This window comes from Ruegeria sp. CDSC081, assembly GCF_059610485.1.
On record NZ_JBXWNS010000004.1, the window covers coordinates 315,637 to 341,488 of the forward strand.

The window sequence follows — 25,852 nt, forward strand, 5'->3', positions numbered from 1 at the left end:
CTTGGGTTTGCGTTAACGTGCAGGTTGTGGGCAACGCGACGACAGAACGGGCGCGAACAGGCGAAAGAGGGCTGGCGTGGGTCGGGCAATTAGCAAATCAGGCGTATTGACTGCATTGGGTGCAATGTCGGGGACCTCGCTGGATGGCGTGGACGCGGCGGTGATCAAAACGGACGGTTACAGAATTCTTGGCTTTGGGCCCACCGGATACCGCGCCTATTCAGATGCAGAGCGGAAAACGCTTCGTGCTGCATTGGGGCAGTGGCATGGCCATGATGTGGATACCGCGGCGGAATTGGTCACGCTTGCCCATGCCGAAATACTGGCCGACTTCGATGAGATTGACCTGATCGGATTTCACGGTCAGACCCTAGCGCATGAACCAAGCGGGCGCGGTACGTTGCAGGTGGGTGACGGCGATGGCCTGACGCAGGCCTTGGGTGTCCCCGTCGTTTGGGATTTCCGCAGCGATGATGTGGCGATGGGGGGCGAGGGCGCTCCGCTTGCGCCCTTTTACCACTTTGCCTGTGCCAAGTGGATTGAGGCCAACCAACCGCTTTGTTTTCTGAACCTGGGCGGGGTCGGGAACCTGACCTATGTAGATCCCAGGTTTGATGGCCCTGAAATACCAGGTGCGCTGTTGGCTTTTGACACCGGTCCGGCCAATGCACCGGTTGATGATCTGATGCAGGAACGTCTGGGTCTGCCCATGGATCGCGACGGCGCGATTGCGCGCGGCGGCAGGGTCGAGGCCGGGGCGCTTGAGTTGTTTCTTGCAGAGCCCTTCTTTAACAGGATGCCGCCGAAATCGCTGGACCGGAACGACTTTGCCGAGATGATCCGCCTAGTCCAGGAATTATCAGATGCTGATGCAGTTGCCACGCTTACCGGCATGTGCGCCGCCGGAGTTGCGCAAGGGATCGAGCATTGCCCGGAACCACCGTCGCGTGTGTTGGTGACAGGAGGGGGACGGCATAACCCGGTCCTGATGGAGATGCTGCGCGTTTCGCTGGATTGTCCGGTGGAGCCGGTCGAAGCGGTTGGTCTGGATGGAGATATGCTGGAAGCACAGGCCTTTGCCTATCTTGCTGTCCGTGTCGCGCGCGGGCTGCCGACCTCTTGCCCCGGCACCACCGGGGTCAAGGCACTGGTCGGGGGCGGGATGGTCAGCGTTCCATCGAGCGAACGTAGTCTGACGTAAATTCTGAATACCCCTCAGAAGTCGATTTCAGATGTGCTTTGGTCCAGTCATGCAGCGTTGGCAGCTGGTGAAACGGCACGTTTGGAAAGGCGTGGTGTTCTGCGTGATAGGGCCTGTTCCAGGCCAGAAATCGGACCAATCGGTTGGTGAACGTAGTGCGCGAGTTTTCAAGCATATTCGCCACCGGCGGGCAGAGGCCGTGTTCCGCAAGCAGGTACAGCCGAAGAACGGGCTGTGCCACCAAGACCGGCAACAGCCATAAGCTGACCACCAAAGGAGACACCAGCAGGCTTGCCCCTGCAAGCGCGTAAATGGCCAGCAGGACACGGGCCTCAATCCGCATGGCCTTATGTTGGCGATGCGGCAAATAGGGCGCCTCGATCCGGCCCATTGCGTTACTGATCAGAACGCTCGTCATCCCAGACCAATAAGGCCAACCACTCAGATAGATCATCAGGCCGGGCCAGCTGTCGGGGCGCGGTTTACCACCCAGCTCTGGATCTTTGTCCAGGTGGCTGGTCCATTTGTGATGCGCAAGGTGATAGTATCGAAACCAGGTAAAGGGCAGGGCGATTGGGATTGAGACAAGATGCCCAACCGCGTCATTCATCCAGCCGGTCCTAAACGGCGTTTTGTGGGTGCATTCATGGCTGAGGGTGAACAGAAACACCAGCAGCACGCCTTGCGGCAGGATCAGCAGCGGCCAGAGCGGGATTTGCACGGCGATGCCTGTGCTGGTTGTGAACAACACCAATAGATACAGCACCAAGTGCCTCAGACCCGCCGCGTCAGACCGCATCTGCAGCCGGTCTTTGGCCTCGGCCGGGAGTGATGCGATGAGGGCGCGGTGATCCATCGGTCAGCCTCGGGGGATGTCGAACCCTGGAGCGGCGAGCTCGAACCCGTCAAACTCAAACCCCGGGGACACGGTGCAAGAGACCAGCGTGTAGGCCCCGGTGCTGCGCGCGGCCTGCCAGTGATCCTTGGGCACGATCAGTTGTGGCGCGCCTTGCGACAGGTCCGGGGTCAGCATGTGGTCGGTCGCCGGGCCAGTTTCGGTTGCGCTGAGCGACAGCACCAAGGGCGCCCCCGCGTGATACAGCCAGATCTCGGTCGCATCGACGCGGTGCCAATGGCTGGCCTCACCCTCGGGCAGCAGGAAATAGATGCAGGTCCCGGTGGCGCGGCTCTCCTGGTTATCGGCGCGCCAGGTTTCTCGGAACCAGCCGCCTTCGGGGTGGCGTTGCAGATTCAGATGTTGAATGATCTCTTGTGCGGTCATGGGGCCTCGGTCGTTTCAGGGCGATTATGCACGGGATTGGACGATCCGCTATGGTATTCGTCCCGATCAGGAATATGTTTGGAACATGACTCTGATGATCCCCTTCGACAACAGTTACGCCCGTTTGCCAAACAGCTTTTATGCGCGGCAAGCGCCGGTGCCGGTTCGTGCGCCTCGCTTGATTGCTTTCAACTCCGATCTTGCGCAGATTCTGAGAATCACGCCCGGCGAGGTGCATGAAATGGCCGAGGCCTTTTCCGGCAACGCCCTGCCAGAGGGGGCAGAACCGATTGCACAGCTCTATTCAGGGCATCAGTTCGGAAATTATAACCCCCAGCTTGGGGACGGGCGCGCGGTTTTGCTGGGCGAGACAGTTGGGACGGATGGCGTTCGACGGGATATCCAGTTGAAGGGATCAGGCCCGACGCCGTTTTCCCGACAGGGTGACGGACGTGCATGGCTGGGTCCGGTGCTGCGCGAGTATGTGGTGTCCGAGGCGATGCACGCACTGGGCATCCCGACCACAAGGGCGCTGGCCGCCGTTGAGACTGGCGAGGCCATTTTTCGAGAAGGTCCAATGCCTGGTGCGATCCTGACCCGTGTCGCACAAAGCCACCTGCGCGTAGGTAGCTTTCAGATCTTCGCCGCGCGTGGACAGTTGGACAGTCTGCGTCGACTGACAGATTATGCCATCCAGCGACATTACCCGCAGGCCGACGGCCCGATGGGTCTTTTGCGCGCTGTTGTCGACGCACAATCGCAGTTGATTGCCGCATGGATGAGTGTGGGATTCATCCATGGGGTGATGAATACTGACAACTGCTCGATCTCAGGCGAAACCATTGATTACGGCCCTTGCGCCTTCATGGATAACTATCATCCCAATACCGTCTACAGTTCGATCGACCGCATGGGTCGCTATGCCTATTCCAACCAGCCCGAAATCGCCGTTTGGAATGCAGCGCAGCTGGCGACCGCGCTGATCCAGCAGTTCGAGGATAAAGAGGCCGCCGTTGCTGAGGCTACCGAGATCGTCCATGCGATGCCCGACCTGATACAGCAGCACTGGCTTACAAAGTTCCGGGCCAAGATCGGTCTTGTGACGCAGGAAGACGGCGATCTTGAGATGATCTCGGACTTGCTGAATTGCATGGCGCAGAACCAGGCGGATTTCACCAATACCTTCCGGGCGCTGGGCGGCGATCAGGCGCGGGATCAATTCACCGATCCGCAGGCCTTTGATCAATGGGCAGACGGTTGGCGGTCGCGGCTGTCTCGTGAAAAAAAACCTGCTGAGGTGATTAACAAGGCCAATCCGGCCTTTATCCCGCGCAACCACCGGGTCGAACAGATGATCCAGGCGGCGGTGCAGGGGGATTTTGACCCATTCCACCGGCTGAACAATGTGCTGTCCCGGCCCTATGAGGATCAACCCGGCGCTTTGGATCTGACACGGCCACCGGCACAGGATGAGGTTGTTCAGGCGACCTTCTGCGGTACATGAGTTCCTCACACCTGTTTTCGCAGTCAGCTACGTCGGTGTTTCGCCATGCGCTTGCTTTGGTGAAGCCGGCTTGCAATCAACGATGAGCAGCGCAATCCTGCGATCTCAAACGGACTTTCAGGAACCCATGTCTCAGACCGCAATCCTGCGCATCGCCAGCTATAATATTCAGAAATGTGTCGGACTGGATCTGCGTCGACAGCCCCAGAGGATTCTTCAGGTCATCGAAAGCCTGCAGGCAGATATTGTCGTCTTGCAAGAGGCCGACAAACGATTGCCTCCGCGCCCTGCGGCCCTGCCGCATTTCATGCTGGACGAAGCGGGATGGCAGATCGTTGATTTGGGTGGGGCTGGCAGCTTGGGGTGGCATGGGAATGCAGTGATCTGGCGGGGTGATGCGATCCGTGTCCGGCAGACCGGGCATCACGAATTACCGGGGCTGGAACCGCGTGGAGCTGTCAGGGTCGAGTTTGACACACCAATCGGTCCGCTTCGGGTGATGGGCATGCATCTGGGGCTCTTGCCCGCCTCACGCCGTCAGCAAATCACCCACCTCAGACGGTGCGATGCGAATCTTGAGGATTTGCCAACTGTCTGGGCGGGGGATTTCAATGAATGGTCCCGACAGCCGGTTCTGGATCACCTGGCCCCGGATATGCACTTTCTTCCACCATTCCCCAGCTTTCCAGCGGCACAGCCGCTGGGCGCGCTGGATCGGATCGCGCTCGGCGCGGGGCTTGAGGCTGTTTTGCATGGCGTGCATTCGGTGCGACCCGCGCATATCGCCTCGGATCACTTGCCAATCTGGGCCGATCTACGCCTTGTAGCTTAGCCGGTAAATCCCCTGTAGCGCCGATCACGCATACGGTTTAATACAGAGAACCGAATATATGCCGAGGGTTCCTATGTCCGACACGATCATCGCCCGTTGCGAAGCCAAAGGCCTGCGTATGACAGGACAGCGCCGCACGATTGCACAGGTGCTGCAACAAAGCGATGATCATCCCGATGTCGAAGAGCTCTATTCGCGCGCCTCGCAGGTTGATTCTGGTATTTCCATCGCCACCGTCTATCGGACCGTCAAACTGTTCGAAGAGGCCGGGATTCTAGAGCGTCTGGAATTCGGTGATGGTCGCGCGCGGTACGAGGATGCCGAACGGGACCATCATGATCACTTGATCGACATGCAGTCAGGTGAAGTCATCGAATTTGTAGACCCTGAAATCGAAGCGCTACAGGAAAAGATTGCAGCTAAGCTGGGCTACAAGCTGAAAGGGCACCGGCTGGAACTGTATGGCGTTCCGCTAGACCACGACTGATCCATCACAAAAAACGAACGGCCTGCGCACGGGAATTCATGATTCCCAGGCGGATATTGCTTGCCTGACCGCCCAGCATCGGCTTTTGCTTGGATATGACCGGCTGAACGCGCCGCAATATTCTACGGACAAAACTATGAACAACGTGAACGGCATTTTGCTGGTCGTCGGCGCAATGGCGGCCTTTGCACTTGAAGATATGTTCATCAAGCACCTGTCGGTCACAGTGCCAACAGGACAGATCATGGTTCTTTTGGGCCTTTCCTGTGGTCTGGTCTTTGTTGGTATGGCGGTGTTCACACGCAAACGCATCTTTGATGCTGCCGCGTGGCAGACTTTGCCCCTGATACGTGCGCTCTGCGAGGGGTTCGGGGCCGTGGCTTTTGTGACCGCGCTGTCTCTGGTCGATTTGTCAACGGTTGCCGCGGTGTTTCAGGCAATGCCTTTGGTCGTTACAATGGGGGCGGCGTTGTTCCTGGGCGAGCAGGTTGGATGGCGGCGATGGAGCGCAATCGGCGTCGGTTTCATCGGTGTTCTCTTGATCATCCGACCGGGGTTGGACGGGTTCCAGCCAGAAACCCTTTTCGTCGTGGCCAGCGTTGTGGCTATTGCCGCCCGCGATCTGATCACACGCAGGCTGGATGTGCGTGTGGCCTCGGCAGTAGTTGCGATGCAGGCCTATGGAGCGGTTACCATTGCCGGTCTTGTGCTGATCTCAATGGCCGGCCAGCCGGTCGTTGCACTGAACCAGGCGCAATTCGGGCCGTTCCTGGGCGCGATTGGATTTGGTGTTCTGGGGTATTACGGGATTGTCAGCGCAATGCGGATTGGCGATGCTTCGGCCCTGACCCCGTTCCGATACACCCGGCTGGTGTTTTCTATCGCGGCCGGAATGCTGATGTTCGGGGAACGCCCGGATATGATGACGGTTGCCGGTGCATCGCTGATCCTGGGGTCGGGGCTCTATACCTTCCTGCGCGAACGGCGTCTGGCGCGGTCACTGGCTGTCGCGGCCTGACGGATCGTCGCAGGTTTGCGCAAACACGCTCTCAGACCTGTGTTAGCGATAACGTGAGTGGTTTACTTTTTGCCCTATACTGATATGAGGCTGGCAACTGATTGCAGCCACAGGGACGGGCCTCATGAGCACCATCATCGACATCCATGCACGCGAAATTCTGGACAGCCGGGGCAACCCGACCGTCGAAGTGGACGTGATCCTGGAAGACGGCACCATGGGCCGTGCCGCCGTCCCGTCGGGTGCCTCGACCGGCGCCTATGAGGCGGTCGAAAAGCGTGATGGCGACAAATCGCGCTATATGGGCAAGGGCGTGCTCGAAGCGGTTGCCGCCGTAAATGGTGAGATCGCCGAAGAACTGGTTGGGTTCGACGCGACCGAGCAGGTGGCGATCGACCAGACTATGATCGAACTGGACGGCACCGAGAACAAAGGCCGTCTGGGCGCAAACGCCATCCTGGGCGTTTCGCTGGCAACGGCCAAGGCGGCAGCGGATTTCACCACACAGCCGCTGTTTCGCTATGTCGGCGGCACCTCGGCCCGTATCCTGCCCGTGCCGATGATGAACATCATCAACGGTGGCGAACATGCCGACAACCCGATCGACATTCAGGAATTTATGATCATGCCGACCTCGGCCGCGAATATCCGCGACGCGGTGCGCATGGGGTCCGAGGTGTTCCACACTCTGAAGAAAGAGCTGTCGTCGGCAGGTCTTGCCACAGGTGTCGGCGACGAGGGCGGCTTTGCCCCCAACATCGCCAGTACGCGCGAGGCACTGGATTTCATTCTGAAATCCATCGAAAAGGCGGGCTACAAGCCGGGTGAGGAAATCCATCTGGCTTTGGACTGCGCCGCGACCGAATATTACAAAGATGGCAAATACGTCTTGTCCGGTGAGGGCAAGAGCCTGACCTCGGAAGAAAATGCCGACTATCTGGCGGCGCTGGTCAACGACTATCCGATCATCTCAATCGAAGACGGTATGTCCGAGGATGATTGGGACGGCTGGAAGGCCCTGACCGACGCCATCGGCGACAAGGTGCAACTGGTGGGCGACGATCTGTTCGTCACCAACCCCGTGCGACTTGCGGAAGGGATTGAACGCGGCTGTGCCAACTCGATGCTGGTCAAGGTGAACCAGATCGGATCGCTGACCGAGACGCTGCGCGCCGTCGATATGGCCCATCGCGCACGCTATACCAATGTGATGTCGCACCGCTCGGGCGAGACCGAAGATGCCACGATTGCCGATCTGGCAGTGGCCACGAATTGCGGTCAGATCAAAACCGGATCACTGGCACGGTCAGATCGGTTAGCCAAGTATAATCAACTGATCCGTATCGAAGAATCTCTGGGTGAGATTGCCGAATACGCAGGGGCCTCAATCCTCAAGCGCTGAAACCTGTAAGCCTGAATTTTGATTGCCTGGCCTGTGGAAATGGGCCGGGCTTTATTGTGTTGGATTGCAGGTTTTGCCCATGTCTAAATCTCAAACCGGCACTTTAGCATGATTGGGTCAGAAGAAACTTGGGAGGTTATGAATAGTATTATCTAGATATATTAATGGCTTATATAGGGGTCCTGCGCTGGCGGCCCTGATGTGTGAACTTTTTCCTTTTTGTTCTGTAGTGCGCATTCGTATCATATTGAAATAACAGATAAGGGGAACACTATGAATGGTTCGAAACTTCTTCTGGTAGCGTCTGCACTCAGCACTGTATTTCTGGTTGCTTGCTCAGAGCCTGGAACATATCCGATCACCGGCACGGCAGTGTCCCCTGACGATCCGGTGGCAAACCTTGAAGCTCCGGTTTACATCCGTCGCGGTGAGGCCCGGTAGGGTCTGTCAATCTTTCGCGGGTGGCCTTGTTGTTCAGCCACACAGAAATGGATCAAAGGGTTTTGCTCATCAGCATATAGCGGTCACGAGGCTTGAAACCTGTACGTAGATACAGTTTCTGCGCAGTCTCGTTTGTACGATCGACTTCAAGATGCAAAGCTGTGAGCCCCGCGTTTGCCAACGCCTTGGGCAAATCCAGCAAGACTTCAGAGGCAATTCCACGCCCTCGCACGGCGGGACGAATATAGATCTCATCCACGAATCCATCCATGCCGCCGAATTCAACCGACCACCCAAAGGTCAGGATGACATAGCCCAAGGGTGCGCGACCGGGGCCAATCAGGTAGATGCACCCAAAAGGTATTCCCTCGAGAAGAGGGGCAAGCGCATTGCGCGTCTGATCGGCATCCTGGGTAATGCCTTCTTCGGCGTGAAAGGCGGCGACCAAACCAACCAGACGTTCCAGATCCTCGGGGCGGGCAAGGCGAAGTGCGGCGCTCATAGTCGGGCCAGCCGATCCGTGAGCAGTTCAAAAAACCCGCCAGCGTCAATTTCTCCGATAAACAGGGCGTTGGGTTTTCTGTCGGTAACACCCCACCAATCGGCAACGGTCATGCCCAAGGTCAGCTTTGATTGGGTCTCTACCTCGACATTCACCAGCCGCCCGGTAAACAGTTCGGGTTTGATAAGATAGGCTGTCACGCAAGGGTCGTGTAACGGAGCACCTTCCGAGCCGTATTTGTTCTTGTCGAACCTTTCAAAGAAATCGGTCATCTCGGCCACCGCGACACCGGCCTTGTTTCCTATTGCACGGAAGGCATCGTTGCGCGTCTTGGTCACCAGAGCTTTATGCGTGACATCAAGCGACATCACCACAATGGGGCGTCCAGATTTGAACACAATATCAGCGGCTTCTGGATCGACGTAAATGTTAAATTCGGCGGTTGGGGTGATGTTTCCAACTTCGAAATATGCCCCTCCCATCAAAACGATCTCTTGAACCCGGTCCACGATGTCAGGCGCTTTGCGGAACGCTGTGGCGATGTTGGTCAATGGCCCAAGGGGACAGAGCGTAACGGAGCCTGGTTCTTGCGCGCGCAACGTGTCGATGATGAAATCGACGGCATGTCCTTCGGACAGCGGCATCTGCGGATCCGGCAGAACCGGCCCATCCAAGCCAGTTTTGCCATGCACATGCTCTGCTGTGATCAGGGGGCGCTCTAATGGGCGGTCGCATCCGGCATAGACGGGGGTCTGGGTATGGCCAGCTAATTCGCAGACAATACGCGCGTTTTTGGCGGTTAGCTCTAAGGGTACGTTGCCAGCGACTGCGGTAATGCCCAAAACCTCAATTTCGTCGGGGCTGGCAAGCGCCAGCAGAATGGCGACGGCATCGTCCTGTCCCGGATCGGTGTCTATTATGATTTTGCGAGCGGGCATGATCGTCTCCGGAGGTCGTGAAGGTGGGACACTCGCAAGTGTCCGAGAGCTTGTCTAGCGGTTTTACGTTCCGGCCTTGGCCTTTGCCGGCGGGAGTTTGCCATTGGCCCGATGTTCTTCGATCTTCACCTCGTCCCAAAGCGCGTCCATCTCTTCCAACGTGCTTTCCGTTGGGGTTTTTCCCCGTGCAGCCAGGCGCGACTCGACCTGTTCGAACCGGCGGGTGAACTTGGCGTTGGTCCGGCGCAGGGCGGTTTCGGGCTCGACCCCAAGATGGCGGCCCAAATTGACCATAACGAATAGCAGATCGCCGAACTCATCCTCTAACGCATCCGCATCCATGCGGTCGCGTGCCTCTTCGAGCTCGGCAGCCTCTTCGGTAATCTTGGCCAGCACATGGCTGGCATCGGGCCAGTCGAATCCAACGCGGGCGGCACGTTTCTGCAATTTGAGAGCACGCAGCAGGGCGGGCAGGTTGGCGGCGACACCGTCCAACGCGCCTTGTTGTTCTTTACCAGCACGTTCGGCCGCTTTGATGGCTTCCCAGTCCAGTGTTTGCTGCTCTGCCGATTTGTCGCGGGGTTCGTCGCCAAAGACATGCGGGTGCCGGGCGACCATCTTGTCCGACATGGTGCGCACCACGTCCTGAAAGGTGAAATGCCCGGCTTCTTCGGCCATTTGTGCATGAAAGACAGACTGGAACAGCAGATCCCCAAGTTCGCCCTTCAGCTCATCATAAGCCTCACGTTCGATGGCATCAGCGACCTCATAAGCCTCTTCGATCGTATAAGGAGCGACCGTGCCGAAATCCTGCTCGATATCCCATGGGCAGCCGGTTCGAGGGTCGCGCAGACGGCGCATGATTTCCAAAAGGCGCTCGATACCCGCATCGCTGTCATAGATCAGAGGATTTTCGGCCATTGCGAACCCTTTCGTTCCGGTGTCAGATGCATCCATTCCGCAGTCCCGATCAGGAGTCCACCCCAGATGCCCGTCGTCAACCGAATTGCCGATTTCTCTGCCGATATGGCCGCATGGCGCCAGCATCTGCATACGATCCCCGAGCTTGCCTTTGAATGCCACGAAACCGCGGCATTTGTTGCCGACCGGCTGCGTGAGTTCGGTGTCGACGAGCTGCATGAGGGCATCGCCACCACGGGGATCGTTGCGATCATCAACGGGCAGGGTGAGGGGCCGACGATTGGTTTGCGCGCCGATATGGATGCTCTGCCGATCCCCGAGGAAACAGGGGTCGCCTACCAATCGACCAAGCCGGGGAACATGCATGCCTGTGGCCATGACGGGCACACCACGATGCTGTTGGGCGCGGCACGCTATCTGGCGGAAACGCGGAACTTTCGTGGCCGCGTGGCGCTGATCTTTCAACCGGCCGAAGAAGAGGGCGGTGGCGCGGGCGTCATGGTCGAAGAGGGGATTATGGACCGGTTCGACATTTCCCAAATCTATGCATTGCACAATGCGCCTGGAATTCCCGAAGGATCCTTTCAGACAACCCCCGGGCCGATCATGGCTGCTGTTGATACGTTCGAAGTTCACATTCAGGGCCTTGGTGGCCATGGTGCCATGCCGCATGAAACCCGGGATCCGGTGATGGCGACCTGCGGTATCGCCCAGGCGATTCAGACCATCGTCAGTCGTAACAACTATGCTTTGGACAGTCTGGTGATCTCGGTCACGCAAATCCATACCGGCACCGTGAACAACGTGATCCCCGATACCGCCTTTATCAACGGCACTGTGCGCACTTTTGATCCGACTGTGCAGAAAATGGTGATGGAGCGGATGGAACAGATCGTACAAGGACAAGCCCAATCCTATGGTGTCGAAGCGCGGCTGGACTATGAGGTCAACTATCCTGCAACAATCAATGACGCCGACAAGACTGATTTTGCCGCAGAAATCGCGCGTGATGTTGCCGGTGCAGATCGCGTGATGACCAATGTCGACGCGATGATGGGGGCCGAGGATTTTTCATACATGCTGCAGTCGCGCCCCGGCGCTTACCTGTTTCTGGGGCAAGGCGAGGGGGCCGGATTGCATCATCCGAAATACAACTTCAACGACGACATCGCGCCGGTTGGGGCGTCTTTCTTTGCGCGGATCGTCGAAAAGGCCCAGCCTTTGGGCTGACAGGAGAAAGACATGGCACTGGAAGATTCAAAGAATTTCGTCGACGAGGCGTTTACCAATCCTGAACTGAAAGGCGTCTCGTACGAGAATACTTTCGGGGGGGCGATGTCATTTTTGCGCCGCTTGTATACCAAGGATCTGACCGGGATTGATATCGCCGTAACCGGCGTGCCATTTGATCAGGCGGTGACGAACCGCCCCGGTACGCGTCTTGGGCCACGCGCCATCCGCGAGGCCAGCACGTTGCAATCCCCGGATGAGCCTTATGGCTGGCCGTTTGATGCGCTAAGCGAATTGGCAATCGTGGATTATGGGGACATGGCTTATGACTACGCCAATATACCTGCCTTTCCGGACACATTGACGGACCACATTCGCACAATTCTCAACGCTGACGTGGCCTCGGTGACGCTTGGTGGGGACCACTATATCAGCTTTCCGATCCTGAAGGCCTATGCCGAGAAATACGGGCCGATGTCCTTGCTGCAATTTGATGCGCATACGGATACATGGGCTGACGACGACATGTCCCGCGTGGATCATGGGACCATGTTCTACAAGGCGGTCAAATCAGGGATTGTGGACCCTAAGCGTTCCGTTCAAGTGGGTATTCGTACGACGAACGAAGATACTTTGGGGGTCAACATCATTGACGCTCGGGAGGTGTACGAGTCCGGTCCCGCCGCCGTGGCGCAAAAGATCAAAGGCATTCTTGGTGACAACCCGGTTTACCTGAGCTTCGATATCGACGGTCTGGACCCGGCCTTTGCGCCTGGCACGGGAACGCCGGTCTGGGGTGGACTGAGTTCGATTCAGGCCCAGATCATCCTGCGCGACATTGCTGGGATTAACATCAAAGGCGGGGACGTGGTCGAGGTTTCGCCGCCCTATGACACCTCAGGTGCGACAGCGATTGCAGGCGCACATGTGGCGACCCAAATCATTTGCCTGCTGGGATGGAACAAGCTGAAGCCTTAACCTTTGGTTAGCCATCTTTCCGGTATCAGGTTAGCAGCAGGCAGGACGGAAGACATAACGGCATGACACAATTCAACCAACCAATCAGCGGTAACGATCTGGCGCGTTTTTCCGGCCCAAACACGTTCATGCGCCTGCCGCAGGCGGATACATTGGCCGGATTGGATGTGGCCGTAATAGGCATACCGATGGATATCGGCACCTCTTGGCGGTCGGGGACACGGTTCGGACCGAAACAGATCCGCAGCGAAAGTGCGATGCTGCGGCCTTACAATATGGCCACCTTTGCGGCCCCCTTCGACAGCTTGCAAATCGCGGATATCGGAGATCTGGCGATCAACACCTTTTCGCTGTCCGACAGTCTGAGGATCATCAAGGAGAGCTATGACGCGATTCTGGCGCAGGGTGTGACACCTGTGGCGATGGGGGGCGATCACTCGATCACCTTGCCGATCCTGCGGGCTATAGCTGCGAAACACGGGCCTGTGGCGCTGGTCCATGTGGATGCCCATGCGGATGTAAATGATGAGATGTTTGGCGAAAAGGAAACCCACGGCACCGTTTTCCGGCGCGCCTATGAAGAAGGGCTGATCGTGCCGGACAAAACCTTTCAGATCGGCATCCGAGGCTCTGGCTATGCGGCATCGGACTTTACCGAGGCCAAAGGGTGGGGCTTTCGCCAATACCCCGCATGGGAGCTTTGGCAGCAGAACCTGACGGTCATGGGCGCGCAGATACGCAATGAGATCGGGGATCATCCGGTCTATATCACCTATGACATTGACAGTCTGGACCCGTCTTTCGCCCCCGGAACCGGCACGCCCGAGATCGCCGGGTTAACCACACCGCAGGCGCTGCAACTGATCCATGCCCTGGGCGGGACAAATGTGGTTGGGTGTGATCTGGTCGAGGTTTCTCCGCCGTATGATCCCTCTGGCAATACGGCGCTGACCGCTGCCAATCTGCTGTTTGAACTGCTGTGCATATTGCCAGGCGTGACGTCACGGTAGGGATCACGGCAGTCTCTTGTTTGCTATGCGGAACTGCATATGGTTCCGCAATCTAACAGAGTGAAAAGATGAAAATGACGCTGTGGCTGATTGCGGGTCTGATTGTCCTTGTGGGGGCGTATATACGGCTTGCGCCGTCTGATCCCGCCATCTGGCACAATACCCCCGTCGGCGACGCGAACAGGGACCTCCGTGGTGGCGTCGTGCGAGTACTTGAAACGGGGCCGGACGGGTTGGCGCAGTTGAACGAAATCGCAATGGCCTCACCACGTACAAAGGTTCTGGCCGGGTCAGTTGATGACGGGATGGTCACCTATATCACCCGTACCAAAGTGATAGGTTTTCCAGATTACACAACCGCCCAGCAGAACGGCGATACACTGCGCATCTATGGCAGGTTGCGCTTTGGTCGCTCAGATTTTGGGGTAAACCGAAACCGCGTTGATGGCTGGCTCGCGCGGATGCAGCGCTGAGGACAGGCATCCTTCCTGTACCTCGCGCCACATCGGAACGTTCAGTGACATCTGACATTGTGCAGTGAAAATGCGACCGTCGACCTGCAGGCAGATCATCTCGCCCAATTCAACGCGTGACCCGGATTTGTCAGTGCAATAGCAGTCCTGTACCTTGCCGCCGGGACCGACGACATCGGCCATCACGGGCGTCGCAAAAAGCGATAGAACCAGAACCAACCGTCTCATGCGGGGCAGCTTAGCATACGGACAGCCCTTGACCATAGCCCCGGATTAAGAGACACCGCCCGGATGATCCCCGAAGAACGCCTTGAACAGATAGCTCAGCGATTCCAATACCTCGAAGCAGCCATGGCAGATGGTGCTTTGGGCGGCGATATTGCTGTGCTGGCCAAGGAATATTCGGACCTCAAGCCCGTGGTCGATCAGATCATGGCATGGCGCCAGCTGGTCACTGACCTTGCCGAGGCCGAGGTGATGCTGGCCGATCCCGATATGAGGGAGCTGGCCGAAGAGGAAATCCCCGAGCTGCAGGCGCGCATCCCCGGTGCCGAACATGCCCTGCAACTGGCCTTGTTGCCTAGAGATGCCGCTGATGCGCGCCCGGCCATGTTGGAAATCCGCCCTGGAACCGGCGGTGATGAGGCCGCGCTTTTTGCAGGCGACCTGCTGCGCATGTATCAGCGGTATTCCGAAGCGCGCGGCTGGAAATTCGAGATCCTCGAAGAGCAGGCGTCCGATCTGGGCGGCATCAAAGAGGTGGTTGCCCATATCAAAGGCGACAACGTCTTTGCCCGTTTGAAATACGAATCTGGCGTTCACCGGGTGCAGCGGGTGCCGGAGACCGAAAGTGGCGGGCGCATTCATACCTCGGCGGCGACCGTGGCGGTTCTGCCCGAGGCCGAGGATGTCGATATTCAGATCGACGCCAATGATATCCGTATCGACACGATGCGCAGCTCGGGTGCGGGTGGGCAGCACGTGAACACCACCGATTCGGCCGTGCGGATTACACACTTGCCCACCGGGCTTGTGGTGACCAGCTCCGAGAAATCCCAACACCGCAATCGCGAGATCGCGATGCAGGTTCTGAAGACCCGACTCTATGATCAGGAGCGTCAGCGGATTGACAGCGAACGCTCGGCAGATCGGGCGAACCAGGTCGGGTCTGGCGACCGGTCGGAACGGATCAGGACCTATAATTTCCCGCAAGGCCGCATGACGGACCACAGGATCAATCTGACGCTGTACAAGTTGGATCAGGTGATGCAGGGCGATCTGGATGAGGTAATCGACGCATTGACCGCGGATGATCAGGCGCGTCTCCTGGCCGAGATGGCGCAATGACCGGCGGCCAGACAGCGGCTCAGGCCATGGTGGCCGCTACGGCAAGATTGCGTGCGGCTGGTGTGGCTGATCCGGCGCGGGATGCGCGGGTTCTACTCGCCCACGCCGCCCGGATCGAAGCAAGTCGCGTGACACTGATTACACCCGAAGAGCTTTTACCGGATATTGCTGAACGATACGAGCAACTGATCTCGCTTCGGGCCATTCGTGTGCCCGTTTCTCACCTGTTGGGGGAACGTGAGTTTTACGGCCGTCGGTTCAAAGTTAGCCGGGACGTGCTGGATCCACGCCCGGAAACAGAGGTTCTGATCGAGGCCGCGCTGAGCGAACCCTTTGACTATGTCCTCGATCTGGGGGTTGGATCGGGGTGCATCCTGATCACATTGCTGGCCGAACGCACCAGTGCATCGGGTATTGGTGTGGATCTGAGCGAGGCGGCCTGCCTACAGGCCAGTGCAAATGCCGTGCAACACGATGTTCAGAACCGGATCGAAATTAAGCAATCCGATTGGTTTGGAAACATTGAAGCAAAATTTGACCTGATTGTTTCAAACCCGCCCTATATTTCCCTTCCGGAAATGGACACCCTGGCACCTGAAGTGCGGGACCATGAGCCGCGGATGGCATTGACAGACGAAGGTGACGGCTTGGGGGCCTACCGCAGGATTGCTGCCGCCGCCCCGGATTTTCTATTGCCTCATGGTCGGTTACTTGTCGAAATCGGACCTGAGCAAGGGCAGAGCGTCGCATCTTTGTTCGACGCAGCAGGATTGGTAGACGTACGGATCATTCCCGATCTGGATGGTCGCGACCGCGTCGTTTTCGCCAGAATGCCTTCATGACGGAACGTTCTGAGGCCGAAATGCGCCGATTGATATAAAAAAGGTACAAAAATTGGGACAAACCTCTTGTCTGCACGCTCTGGACGTGTTTACTCAGGTGTAGTCAGAGAGGTTGACGCTGTTACAGCGGGCCCCTGACGCCAAGCCCAAAAAAGCCGACATCGTGTCATAGCTAAGCCCTTGAGCAGTGCAAGACGCGAACTGATCGGCAGCGAACGACAAGGCTGACTAAAGTAGATGAGATCTTCCAAATCCCGCTCTCGGGCAAAGAATAACCGCAATCGTCCTTCTGGCGGCAACGTCGTAAACCGAGTTTTCGACAGTTCGGGCCCAGAGGGCAAAGTGCGTGGCACGCCGCAACAGATTATTGATAAATATAATCAGCTTGCACGCGATGCTCAGTTGTCTAACGACCGTGTAGCTGCCGAAAACTTTCAGCAGCACGCCGAACATTACCTGCGTTTGCTTAGCGAAGCTCAGCGTGAAATGGATGCACGCCGTGAGGAGCAAGAGCGTCAGAATCGCGAACGCCAGGCTGAACGAGATCGTGAGCGTGCCGAGCGTCAGGAACGCGAAACCGTCCGCCAGTCGGATCCCGCTGAGGCACCTCAACCTGATGTGATGGGGTTTGCCGCTGACGCAGCTGCTCCGGAATCCGGGCTTGTAGAAACGCCTGAAAGCAAAAGCCCTGAAGAGGCCGAGAAAAAAGAAAAACCGGCCCGTCGGCCTCGGGCGCGCAAGCCCAAAGCCGCACCTGCTGCGACTGAGGACACGCCCTCCGGCAACGGTGATACGCCTGAAGCGGCAGAGTAAATCAGCCAGTATAGAAAAGAAAAACCCTGCGATCTGTTAGACTGCAGGGTTTTTTTCAGGATCTTTTGACTTCGCGGGCCAATGCGCAGAACGCTTCTAAAGGCACTTGTTCCGCACGTTCGGTGGGTTTGATCCCGGCGGCTATCAGGCGGTCTTCGATATCGGGTGCGACGCCTTTCAGTGAAGCCCGCAGCATCTTGCGGCGCTGATTAAATGCGGCGGCAACCACGCGGGACAGGGTGGCAGAGTCAGCCGGATATCGTGGTTGCGGCAGGGCGGTCAGGTGGACCACAGCGCTTGAAACCTTGGGGGGCGGGGTGAACGCGCCGGGTGGCAGTGACATGGCGATGCGCGCGTCGGCCCGCCATTGGGCAAGGATGGCCAAGCGGCCATAGGCTTTTCCGCCGGGCTGGGCGACGATCCGTTCCGCCACTTCGCGCTGAAACATCAGGGTCAGGCTTTGCCAGAACGGAGGCCATTGCGGCGGGGTCAGCCAGCGGACCAGCAATTCGGTGCCGACGTTATAGGGCAGGTTCGCCGCCACACGGATCGGAGGGGTCAGATGCGTAAGCGGATCAATCTCAAGCGCGTCACCGTTGATGACCTCAAGCTTGCCGGGATAGGCGGCGGCGATGTCGTTTAGGGCAGCGATACAGCGGGTGTCCTTTTCAACTGCAACAACCTTGCGCGCACCTTCTGAAAGTAGCCCACGGGTCAGCCCGCCGGGGCCGGGGCCGATTTCCAGAACATCGCATTCCGCAAGATCTCCGGCCTGCCGCGCGATCTTGGCGGTCAGGTTCAGATCCAACAAAAAGTTCTGGCCTAGCGACTTGCGAGCCGAGAGTTGATGCGAGGCGATAACCTCGCGCAGAGGGGGAAGGTTGTCGATAGTGCTCATGATCCGATCACCGTGGCGCGGTTTGATAGGAGAGCGCCAGAGAATTTTTACCTCTGGCCGGGATATTTACAGCCCGCTGAAGGATCAAGAGCTTTGTGCCATCTGCTGGGCAAGTTTCAGCGCTTCGATCAGGCTGGTCGGGTTTGCAAGGCCTTGCCCCGCAATGTCCAGTGCAGTCCCGTGATCGGGTGAGGTTCGGATAAATGGAAGGCCTAGTGTGACGTTCACACCGCGATCGAAATCCAGCGTCTTGATCGGAATCAGAGCCTGATCGTGATACATGGCGATGGCGGCGTCATAGCGCGCGCGCGCTGCGGCGTGGAACAATGTATCCGCGGGGTGCGGGCCGGTTACGGTATACTCTTTGCGGGGCAGCTCTGTGATCAGCGGCGCAATCCAGTCCAGTTCTTCTTGCCCCATCTTGCCGCCTTCACCGGCATGCGGGTTGAGGCCCGCGACGGCTATCCGCGGGGTGGCAATACCGAACTGTGATTGTAGTCCCTGGGCGGTGATTTCGATGGTTTCCCGCAAAAGCTCGGGCGTAAGCTCGCAAGGAACGCGTGAGAGCGGGATGTGGATGGTTGCTGGTACAACGCGCAGCTGGTCGCTCGCCAGCATCATCACAACACGTTGGGACCCAGCCAAGGCGCCCAGAAATTCAGTATGGCCGGGGAATGAGAAACCTGCCCCGTCGATAAGTGCTTTCTTGTGGATCGGTGCGGTACATAGCGCCGATGCAGAACCGGACTGAACCAGCGCCACGCCGGTTTCAATGGCAGTGACAACTGATCTGGCGTTGGCTGGATTAGGGTGCCCAGGCCGGTTAAGGGCTGGAAAGTCCAGTTGCAGTACGGGCAGGGCAGAGCCACAAATCTCGACCGCCTGAGAGGCGTCGCTGATCTGTACCGACGGTGTCTCGGGCGGCAAATGCGCGGCATCGCCAATATAGAAGAAAGGGCAGGCAGTTCTAAGGCTGGCCCAGGCTTTTGCGGCGATCTCGGGCCCAATTCCGGCCGGATCGCCGCAGCTGAGCGCGATTGGCTTCATTGTTCAACAATAGTTGCGTCGGCACGCATTTGCCCCAACAGGCTTTCTGCAAGTGTTTGCAGCCTTTGCTGGGTCAGAGCATTGGCGACATCTGCACGCGTTGTCTCTTCGCCAAGGTTGCGGGTACGTGTGCACAACATCACAAAAGCCAGTGTTTGGCCGTTGTTGCGGGTCAACGTGGTTGAAACTTCGTTCAGGTCCAGTTTGGCCAGTTCCAATGCGATATCGCGCGGGATTTCCGACGGTTTGCTGACATTCCGCTCTAAGACTTCTGCTGGCTTGTTTTGCACGATACCGTACAGATCATCGCAAGTGTCTATTTCTTCTTTCAGCTTTTCGGCTGCGGCCAGTGTTTCCGCACTACGACCACCGGGCATGTAATAGACAGCATAGTCGATCTCGGAATAGGTGGGCGTACTCGCAGCGGTCTCACGCAAACCGCGCATCTGAAACAGTGCAACGGCATTGGGCAGAGGAATGGGCTGGGTGACGTCACCATTTTTGAGCCCGATGATGACCGGCTGCAGCGCCGGGGGCAGATCGGTCAAGTTCAACCAGTCAAGGCGCCCCCCATTGGTGCGAGTTCCGGCCGCCGAGTACTGTGTTGCGGCGGTTGAAAAGGAATCATAGCCCTCGATCAAGGCGATCTCTTCGGCCAGCAGTTGAACCTGTGGCAGGTTTTGTTGGTTCACAGGAATAATGATTTCCGAAAGAAGAACTTGCAGGCCGCCACTTCCAGATTGTCCAAGTGCGCGATTGATCTCGTCTTCCGATGGTCTCGCCTGCGACAGAAAACGCGCGCTGACGAATTCACGCCAGGAAATCTGATCCTTGATGAAATCCCGAACTGTCTCACGGTCAACACCGGCATCCGCCAGAAGCTGCAGGAATTCGTCGCTCGAAAGCTGACCGCGGGCTGCAAATTGGTCAATTCCAACCTGAACGTCTTCGGGGGCGACCACGATTCCAGCGTCGCGCATCGCCTGTTTGCGCAGGCGGTCGTCTATCAGAGCTTTGCGCACGTCTTCCTCGGTTGCGCCGGGAACACCCAGAATCGACAGGAATTGCAGGCGCTGTTCCAGCTCATACCAGGTCACGATGTCTTGATTAACCTTTATGGCAGGCGAGAACAGGTTCTGCGCCACTGCCTTTACAGGTGCTATGGCAATCGAAACTGCAACCAGTGCCGGAGCAACCAGCCCGATATGGCTGGAACGAAAGAAACGTGAAAAACCTGTTATCAACTGCATCTTCTCTTGTACTGTTTGCCGCCACCTTCGACAGAATATCCTGTCAGAGCTACGGTAAAGCCGAATTCGGTCGAAGGCTCAATACTTGATGACGAGGTATAGCGCCTGCTGACCGACATGTTAACCTGAACACACTCGTTCCGGTACGTGATACCCAACCCATATCTGATCGGTTCAGATTCGCTCAGGTCATACCGCGCCTGAGCACGGGTTTGCCAGTTCTGATCGATGTCGTACCGCCCGCGCAACCAGATCTCAGAAATCTCATCGTCGACATTTTCTGCGGGATCGGGTTCTTGCCAGACATAGCTTCCGCTGAGGGCCGTTGTTTCCTTTTGCCATGCAGCACGCAGCTCGGCCTTGGCAAAGCTGAAATCTCCGTTCACCAAACCTCGTCCGGCCAGAGACCACCCGTTGGGCGTTTCAAGTTGTCCGGCGATCAACACATCGGACGATGTGCCCTGAAGGCCCGATGTAAGGTTAAAGTCGGGATCAGCATCCGCACGAAAGACCTGACCGATCGTGGCACGCGCTTGCCAGCCCCTGGAGCCATAACGCGCCCAATTCACCCCAACAACGCCGCTGACCCCATCTTCGCGCCTGTCCTCGGCAGGGAATCGGGACAGGGATAGCAGGTTACCCTGGTCAAACTCCTGAAACGTACTTTCGTCGATAGGAACATCATTGTCGGAGACATGCGTCCACCCGATCTGCGCGATGGGTTCCAGCAACTGGGTTGCGCCCGACGCCTCGCGGCGGGTCATTGGCATGCGCAGCGTCAGTGCGGCGCGCGGGGTCGTGCGGGTCACCTGATCGGGATAGGCGCTGTCGTGGCGGATATTGAACGTGTCGATTGACGCGCCTACTTGGGCATCTGCACGCAGCCCCCAGCCCAGTATCCAGCTGCGCAGCCATTCGGTATCGAAGGTCGCTCGGGCAACATCGCGCCCGATAACGTCCTCATTGCTCGTTCTTTCATGGGCATGACCGATGAAAGCCATCCGCACCTCTCCTCCGACAGCTGCCGGGAAGAAGCGTTTGCGATAGTTCAGGTCGAAGATTCGAGAAGGAATCTGATCCTGATCCTCGCTATCTCGCAAGGTTTTATAGTGGTTTAGGCTGGTCCGGAAAGCGGTATCGCGCTTGATCCTTTCCAGGGCAATTTCGCTGCGCAGACGGTCAAAGTCGGGCAGGCCGTAATCAGCCAGATAGGAATCGTCGGACGTAGTTCGGATGTTGAAGGTCAGGCGATAGTCGTCCGGCAGATCAAACCAACCGTTGGTAAAGAAATATCCGCGCGCCTCGTCCCGTTGAAGGTCATCGCGAGTATGCGCGCCTTCGATTTTGATCCGTCCGTTCTTAAAGGCCTGACGATAGCGATAGCCCAGAGTTCTGGTCTTACCGGAAAGGTAAGGTGTCAGCGTGAGGTCCTTGTGATCTCCAAGCTTGAAGAAATAGGGAACCTTTATGCCTGTGCCCAACTGCGAGGTGGTGCGGACCGATGGGACCAGAAAACCAGTCGCCCGGTCCAGCGTTGGGTCGGGGAGACGCAGGTAAGGGAAATAGAAGACCGGCACATCCAGCACCCGGAATTGCGCACCTTCGAAATAGAGCTGTCGTTCCAACTGATCATGGGTCACCTTGCGGGCACGGATTTGCCAGAGCGGTGGCCGCCCATCCGTGCAGACATGGCAAGACGTCGCCGAGACTTTGCTGAACTGGGTGTATCTGCCGCCAGCACGTGTCGCCTGCACCGAGGCAATTTGCACCTGTTGGTCGAACACCATTCGGGCGCCGATCAAAAGGCCGTTGAGCAAACCCCGGTCGAGTTTTGCGGAATCCGCCAGAACTGTCGTTCGATTGCCCTGATCAATCCGGATCGGTCCTTCCAGTGTAAGCTCACCGCTTTCGCGGTCGTACAAAATCCGACTGGCCGTCATTTTGACGTCACCCTGAAACGCTTCGACATTGCCCTCTGCGATCAGCACACGCTCTGGGGTTATGAAAATCTTGTCGGCGACAAGTAAGGCTGGTGGCTCTTGCTGGGACGCGTGCGTCGTTAGATCCTGTTCCGGCAAAGTCTGGGCCAGGACACCCGAAGGCAAAGACAATGCAACCGCACCCGAGAGCAATAGCAGAGCGAATTTGCGCATCAGCCATCCTCCGCGTGCAACAGCAGGCCAAGAGAAAGAAGGATGGCCGCAAATGGCGGGGCCCAGGCTGCAACGAAGATAGGCAACTGACCGTTTTCTCCCAATATTTGCGCGAAATTACGGACGAAATAGATGGCGAAGCCCAGTAACACGGCCGTCAGCACCGCTATTCCGGTGCCGCCGAACCGGACATGCCGCATGGTAAAGGCCGCGCCAATCAAGACCATTGCGACCAGAAACAGAGGTCTTGCCAGTTGGACCTGAAACCAGACCTCGTATTGCTTTGTCGAAAAGCCCGCCTCGCGCAGGTCTCGGATCAACTGGGGCAAATCGTAGACAGACATCGAATCCTGGTTGGCCAGCCTGTCCAGAATGCGCTGACGTGTCAGGGTGGTCGGAATCTCCAGACGATCATGCTCTTTCGAGCCAGCTTCGGGATTGATGCCGTTCATAAGCGGCCAGATCTTGGCATCCTGTAAAACCCAAAAACCGTCTTCCAACTTGGCCTGTTTGGCAGAGATTTGGCGTGTCGGCTGACCAATCGCGTCGAATGTTATTATGGTGACGTCCTTCAACAGCAGGGTGTTACCGTTGGACGTTCGGCGCGCGTGGACAACCGATTGGCCCTCTTCTGTAGCTTGCCGTAACCACAAACCCTCACTGCTGATCGAAAGAGCTGAGCTGGTGCGGTTACGGTAGGAATCGGAAAGCCGTTGGAATTCTTCGGAAGTTGCGGCAGCAAACGGGTTAAGCACCGCAACCGCCAAGGCTCCGATCAACAGGGCCAAAGTTACAGGTGCAAGCAGGACGCGAATTCCAGATCGCCCGATCGAGCGCGTCACCACCAATTCCGAGCTGCGCGCCAATCCGATGAACAACGCAATCGTGGACAGGATGATCAGCAGGGGCAGCATCTCACCGATGGCGGCGGGCGTATTCAATAGGGTCAGATACAAAAGCCGGCCAAATGACAGATCGACCTCATCAAAGCGCCGTACCTGTTCAATCAGGTCGATCAGAATCATCAGCGTCAAAAAGATACAGCCAATGACCAGAAAGCTCTGGGTGAACCGGCGGGCAAAATATCGATCCAGGATCACCGATGCGCCCTCGGCATCACTGCGTTGCCTGCAGCGGGGGCCTTGAAGTCAAGAGAATCAGCGGTACATGCGCCAGCGCGCAACGGCCTATGCCTGCCCCGATTTGCCAATTCGCCCTCCCGCTCTCCGACCCTGCCGGAACTTTTTCCGCGACTGTAATGCAAATGCCCGGCGGGGAAAACTGCTATCTGGTCAATGCGGTCGCTGCGGGCTAGGTCTTGGGAAACAGATTTTCAGGAGTTCCCAATGAGCAGTCTTGTTCCAATTCAGTTTAAGGCTTTTGACGTGGACGTGATGGCGCAGACCAAAGGGCGCGTCGTGATTATTGTCTCGGATGAAGGCAAGATGAACCCAGCCGCACGCCGTGCCAACCGTCTGACCCGGGGCGCAGTCGCGCGACTTGTCGAAAGCGACCGGTTCGAAAAGGTGAAATCCGGCGATGTAGTCTCTCTTGCCTGGCCAGGCGGAATGGCCGCTGAAGCGCTTGATATTCTCGTGCTTTCGCGCCGTGCCGATGCTGCAGAGGCACGCAAGGCCGGGGCGAAGCTGGCCAAATTGTCTGATCACCAGCCCTTGTTGCTCATGGCCGGAAATCAAGCCCGGACCGAAGAACTGGCATTGGGAATCGTTTTGCGCAGCTATGATTTTGATGCCCATAAAACCCGAGATTCGGATGAAGCCGGATCAGTAACAATCAGTCATCAGAAACATGATGAGGTCGAAGCCGCATTCGCACCGCTGTATGCGATTGCCGATGGCGTTCGGATGACACGGGACCTGACCAATGAACCCGCCAATGTGCTGACAACGACCGAATTCGCAGACCGTTTGTCCGAAATGAAGGCGCTTGGCCTGGACGTCGAAGTGCTCAACGAAGACAAACTGGCCGAATTGGGTATGCGCACCTTGTTAAGCGTCGGGCAGGGCTCGGTCAGCCCGTCCAAGGTTGTGGTGATGCAGTGGAATGGAGGCGACAAGGATGATGCGCCGCTGGCGCTGGTGGGTAAGGGCGTCGTGTTTGACACCGGCGGCATTTCCTTGAAACCCGCTGCAGGCATGGAAGACATGACTATGGACATGGGTGGGGCAGGTGTGGTCGCCGGCACCATGCGGGCGCTGGCCAAGCGCAAGGCCAAAGCCAATGTCGTGGGCCTTGTCGGGCTAGTGGAAAACATGCCTTCGGGCAATGCCACGCGCCCCGGCGATGTCGTCAAGTCGATGAAGGGCGACACGGTCGAGGTCATCAATACCGACGCCGAGGGCCGTTTGGTCCTGTGTGATGTGATGTGGTACGCGCAAGAGCGGTTTGCCCCCGTGGGCATGATCGACCTGGCAACATTGACCGGCGCGATCATCATTGGGCTTGGGCATGAGAATGCCGGTGTCTTTTCGAACAATGACACGTTCTGCAACGCCTTCCTAAAGGCTGCCGGGGCCGAGGATGAGGGCGCATGGCGGATGCCGCTGGGCAAAGCCTATGACGAGCAGCTGAAATCGCGCATCGCCGATATGAAGAATGTCGGTGGACGACCTGCCGGATCCATCACTGCTGCGCAGTTCCTGCAGCGGTTCGTGAAGGACGAAACCCCCTGGATCCATCTGGACATTGCTGGGGTGGCTTCGATTGCAACCGAGACATCCTATGCGCCCAAAGGGGCCACCGGTTGGGGTGTCCGCGCACTGAGCCGGTTCGTGCAGGACAATTTCGAATAATCCAATGGGCGCCGTTTATTTCTATCACCTGACCCGCCAACCGCTGGAAAACACCTTGCCCGTGTTGCTGGACAAGGCGCGGCAGGCCGGGTGGAAGATAGCCGTGCGGGGAACTGATCCCGCACGGATGGATTGGTTGGACGAAAAGCTGTGGCAGGGCCCCGAGGAAGGGTTCCTGCCACATGGCCGCACCGGGGGGCCGCATGACAGGGACCAGCCCATATTGCTGACGACAGGGGCCGAGGCCGCAAATGATCCGGCTTGCGTGATGGCCGTCGATGGCGCGACGGTTGAACCCGAGGAAGTGAACGCGCTGGAACGCGTGTGCATCCTGTTCGATGGGAATGATGATCAGGCTCTCCAACATGCCCGCGCGCAGTGGAAGAACCTGACCGGGGCGGGCTGTTCGGCGCAATATTGGTCCGAGGAATCGGGCCGGTGGGAAAAAAAGGCTGAGGCATAGGGCCTCC

27 protein-coding genes are annotated in these 25,852 nt (G+C 57.7%); 16 read left to right on the top strand and 11 right to left on the bottom strand.

What is annotated here, in order from left to right:
- The first annotated feature begins 124 nt into the window (after nt 1-124).
- Nucleotides 125-1,201: an anhydro-N-acetylmuramic acid kinase gene (locus AC2FH9_RS09315; protein WP_496871297.1), complete on the top strand. Its 1,077-nt coding sequence runs from the start codon at nt 125-127 to the stop codon at nt 1,199-1,201.
- Here AC2FH9_RS09315 and AC2FH9_RS09320 read toward each other — a convergent pair.
- Together AC2FH9_RS09320 and AC2FH9_RS09325 are read right to left on the bottom strand one after the other, a co-directional pair.
- On the bottom strand, nt 1,167-2,057 hold the full coding sequence (locus tag AC2FH9_RS09320) for a fatty acid desaturase (protein WP_496871298.1): 891 nt from the start codon (nt 2,055-2,057) through the stop codon (nt 1,167-1,169). The genes AC2FH9_RS09315 and AC2FH9_RS09320 overlap by 35 nt on opposite strands.
- Before the next feature lie 3 nt (nt 2,058-2,060).
- Nucleotides 2,061-2,483 (bottom strand): cupin domain-containing protein, encoded by a 423-nt coding sequence (locus AC2FH9_RS09325; protein WP_496749614.1) that lies wholly within the window; start codon nt 2,481-2,483, stop codon nt 2,061-2,063.
- A gap of 85 nt (nt 2,484-2,568) precedes the next feature.
- On the opposite strand from AC2FH9_RS09325, the gene AC2FH9_RS09330 reads away from it, so the two are divergent.
- From AC2FH9_RS09330 to AC2FH9_RS09355, 6 genes are all read left to right on the top strand, one after another.
- The gene (locus tag AC2FH9_RS09330) at nt 2,569-3,987 is read left to right on the top strand and encodes a protein adenylyltransferase SelO (protein ID WP_496822832.1); all 1,419 of its coding nucleotides are present in this window, start codon (nt 2,569-2,571) and stop codon (nt 3,985-3,987) included.
- Nucleotides 3,988-4,114: 127 nt separating this feature from the next.
- Nucleotides 4,115-4,819: an endonuclease/exonuclease/phosphatase family protein gene (locus AC2FH9_RS09335; RefSeq protein ID WP_142635102.1), complete on the top strand. Its 705-nt coding sequence runs from the start codon at nt 4,115-4,117 to the stop codon at nt 4,817-4,819.
- A 73-nt stretch (nt 4,820-4,892) separates the two neighbouring features.
- Nucleotides 4,893-5,306, top strand: a complete 414-nt coding sequence (locus AC2FH9_RS09340; protein ID WP_142633379.1) for a Fur family transcriptional regulator — start codon at nt 4,893-4,895, stop codon at nt 5,304-5,306.
- A 136-nt stretch (nt 5,307-5,442) separates the two neighbouring features.
- Nucleotides 5,443-6,324: a DMT family transporter gene (locus tag AC2FH9_RS09345; RefSeq protein WP_496691116.1), complete on the top strand. Its 882-nt coding sequence runs from the start codon at nt 5,443-5,445 to the stop codon at nt 6,322-6,324.
- 124 nt (nt 6,325-6,448) lie between these two features.
- Nucleotides 6,449-7,726, top strand: a complete 1,278-nt coding sequence (gene eno / locus AC2FH9_RS09350) for a phosphopyruvate hydratase (protein ID WP_496871299.1) — start codon at nt 6,449-6,451, stop codon at nt 7,724-7,726.
- A 273-nt stretch (nt 7,727-7,999) separates the two neighbouring features.
- Complete coding sequence (locus tag AC2FH9_RS09355; RefSeq protein WP_185956604.1) at nt 8,000-8,167, top strand: hypothetical protein; 168 nt, start codon at nt 8,000-8,002, stop codon at nt 8,165-8,167.
- A gap of 52 nt (nt 8,168-8,219) precedes the next feature.
- Here AC2FH9_RS09355 and AC2FH9_RS09360 read toward each other — a convergent pair whose 3' ends face one another.
- The 3 genes from AC2FH9_RS09360 to mazG form a co-directional block, all read right to left on the bottom strand.
- Nucleotides 8,220-8,669: a GNAT family N-acetyltransferase gene (locus AC2FH9_RS09360; RefSeq protein ID WP_496691118.1), complete on the bottom strand. Its 450-nt coding sequence runs from the start codon at nt 8,667-8,669 to the stop codon at nt 8,220-8,222.
- Entirely contained in the window at nt 8,666-9,607 is a 942-nt protein-coding gene (locus tag AC2FH9_RS09365) for a nucleoside hydrolase (RefSeq protein WP_496871300.1), read from the bottom strand. The genes AC2FH9_RS09360 and AC2FH9_RS09365 overlap by 4 nt, the downstream gene beginning before the upstream one ends.
- Before the next feature lie 63 nt (nt 9,608-9,670).
- Complete coding sequence (gene mazG, locus AC2FH9_RS09370) at nt 9,671-10,528, bottom strand: nucleoside triphosphate pyrophosphohydrolase (protein ID WP_496871382.1); 858 nt, start codon at nt 10,526-10,528, stop codon at nt 9,671-9,673.
- Nucleotides 10,529-10,594: 66 nt separating this feature from the next.
- Between mazG and AC2FH9_RS09375 the strand changes: the two genes are divergently transcribed.
- From AC2FH9_RS09375 to AC2FH9_RS09390, 4 genes are all read left to right on the top strand, one after another.
- Nucleotides 10,595-11,758: a M20 aminoacylase family protein gene (locus tag AC2FH9_RS09375; RefSeq protein WP_496871301.1), complete on the top strand. Its 1,164-nt coding sequence runs from the start codon at nt 10,595-10,597 to the stop codon at nt 11,756-11,758.
- Nucleotides 11,759-11,770: 12 nt separating this feature from the next.
- Nucleotides 11,771-12,736 (top strand): agmatinase, encoded by a 966-nt coding sequence (gene speB / locus AC2FH9_RS09380; RefSeq protein WP_142633391.1) that lies wholly within the window; start codon nt 11,771-11,773, stop codon nt 12,734-12,736.
- Nucleotides 12,737-12,798: 62 nt separating this feature from the next.
- A complete protein-coding gene (gene speB, locus AC2FH9_RS09385) occupies nt 12,799-13,746 on the top strand; it encodes an agmatinase (RefSeq protein WP_281971979.1) in 948 nt (315 codons plus the stop codon).
- Nucleotides 13,747-13,814: 68 nt separating this feature from the next.
- Nucleotides 13,815-14,219, top strand: a complete 405-nt coding sequence (locus AC2FH9_RS09390; RefSeq protein WP_496749621.1) for a DUF1499 domain-containing protein — start codon at nt 13,815-13,817, stop codon at nt 14,217-14,219.
- Here AC2FH9_RS09390 and AC2FH9_RS09395 read toward each other — a convergent pair.
- On the bottom strand, nt 14,160-14,447 hold the full coding sequence (locus AC2FH9_RS09395; protein WP_496749622.1) for a hypothetical protein: 288 nt from the start codon (nt 14,445-14,447) through the stop codon (nt 14,160-14,162). The genes AC2FH9_RS09390 and AC2FH9_RS09395 overlap by 60 nt on opposite strands.
- A 63-nt stretch (nt 14,448-14,510) precedes the next feature.
- On the opposite strand from AC2FH9_RS09395, the gene prfA reads away from it, so the two are divergent.
- The 3 genes from prfA to AC2FH9_RS09410 all read left to right on the top strand — a co-directional run bounded on the left by prfA (nt 14,511) and on the right by AC2FH9_RS09410 (nt 17,221).
- Complete coding sequence (prfA, locus tag AC2FH9_RS09400) at nt 14,511-15,566, top strand: peptide chain release factor 1 (RefSeq protein ID WP_496871303.1); 1,056 nt, start codon at nt 14,511-14,513, stop codon at nt 15,564-15,566.
- Nucleotides 15,563-16,408, top strand: coding sequence for a peptide chain release factor N(5)-glutamine methyltransferase (gene prmC, locus AC2FH9_RS09405; protein ID WP_496871305.1), 846 nt, complete (start codon nt 15,563-15,565; stop codon nt 16,406-16,408). The genes prfA and prmC overlap by 4 nt, the downstream gene beginning before the upstream one ends.
- A 237-nt stretch (nt 16,409-16,645) precedes the next feature.
- The gene (locus AC2FH9_RS09410; protein WP_281971982.1) at nt 16,646-17,221 is read left to right on the top strand and encodes a DUF4167 domain-containing protein; all 576 of its coding nucleotides are present in this window, start codon (nt 16,646-16,648) and stop codon (nt 17,219-17,221) included.
- Between the two features lie 55 nt (nt 17,222-17,276).
- Here AC2FH9_RS09410 and rsmA read toward each other — a convergent pair whose 3' ends face one another.
- From rsmA to lptG, 5 genes are all read right to left on the bottom strand, one after another.
- A complete protein-coding gene (rsmA, locus tag AC2FH9_RS09415; RefSeq protein WP_281994514.1) occupies nt 17,277-18,119 on the bottom strand; it encodes a 16S rRNA (adenine(1518)-N(6)/adenine(1519)-N(6))-dimethyltransferase RsmA in 843 nt (280 codons plus the stop codon).
- An 84-nt stretch (nt 18,120-18,203) separates the two neighbouring features.
- On the bottom strand, nt 18,204-19,166 hold the full coding sequence (gene pdxA, locus AC2FH9_RS09420) for a 4-hydroxythreonine-4-phosphate dehydrogenase PdxA (protein ID WP_496871308.1): 963 nt from the start codon (nt 19,164-19,166) through the stop codon (nt 18,204-18,206).
- Nucleotides 19,163-20,416 (bottom strand): peptidylprolyl isomerase, encoded by a 1,254-nt coding sequence (locus tag AC2FH9_RS09425; protein WP_281971985.1) that lies wholly within the window; start codon nt 20,414-20,416, stop codon nt 19,163-19,165. The genes pdxA and AC2FH9_RS09425 overlap by 4 nt, the downstream gene beginning before the upstream one ends.
- Nucleotides 20,407-22,569, bottom strand: coding sequence for an LPS-assembly protein LptD (locus AC2FH9_RS09430; protein WP_496871310.1), 2,163 nt, complete (start codon nt 22,567-22,569; stop codon nt 20,407-20,409). The genes AC2FH9_RS09425 and AC2FH9_RS09430 overlap by 10 nt, the downstream gene beginning before the upstream one ends.
- Complete coding sequence (lptG, locus tag AC2FH9_RS09435) at nt 22,569-23,669, bottom strand: LPS export ABC transporter permease LptG (RefSeq protein WP_142633419.1); 1,101 nt, start codon at nt 23,667-23,669, stop codon at nt 22,569-22,571. Before lptG ends, AC2FH9_RS09430 begins: the two co-directional genes overlap by 1 nt.
- Before the next feature lie 246 nt (nt 23,670-23,915).
- On the opposite strand from lptG, the gene AC2FH9_RS09440 reads away from it, so the two are divergent.
- Nucleotides 23,916-25,382, top strand: coding sequence for a leucyl aminopeptidase (locus AC2FH9_RS09440; RefSeq protein WP_496871311.1), 1,467 nt, complete (start codon nt 23,916-23,918; stop codon nt 25,380-25,382).
- Between the two features lie 4 nt (nt 25,383-25,386).
- Nucleotides 25,387-25,845: a DNA polymerase III subunit chi gene (locus AC2FH9_RS09445; protein ID WP_496871313.1), complete on the top strand. Its 459-nt coding sequence runs from the start codon at nt 25,387-25,389 to the stop codon at nt 25,843-25,845.
- Nucleotides 25,846-25,852: the final 7 nt, after the last annotated feature.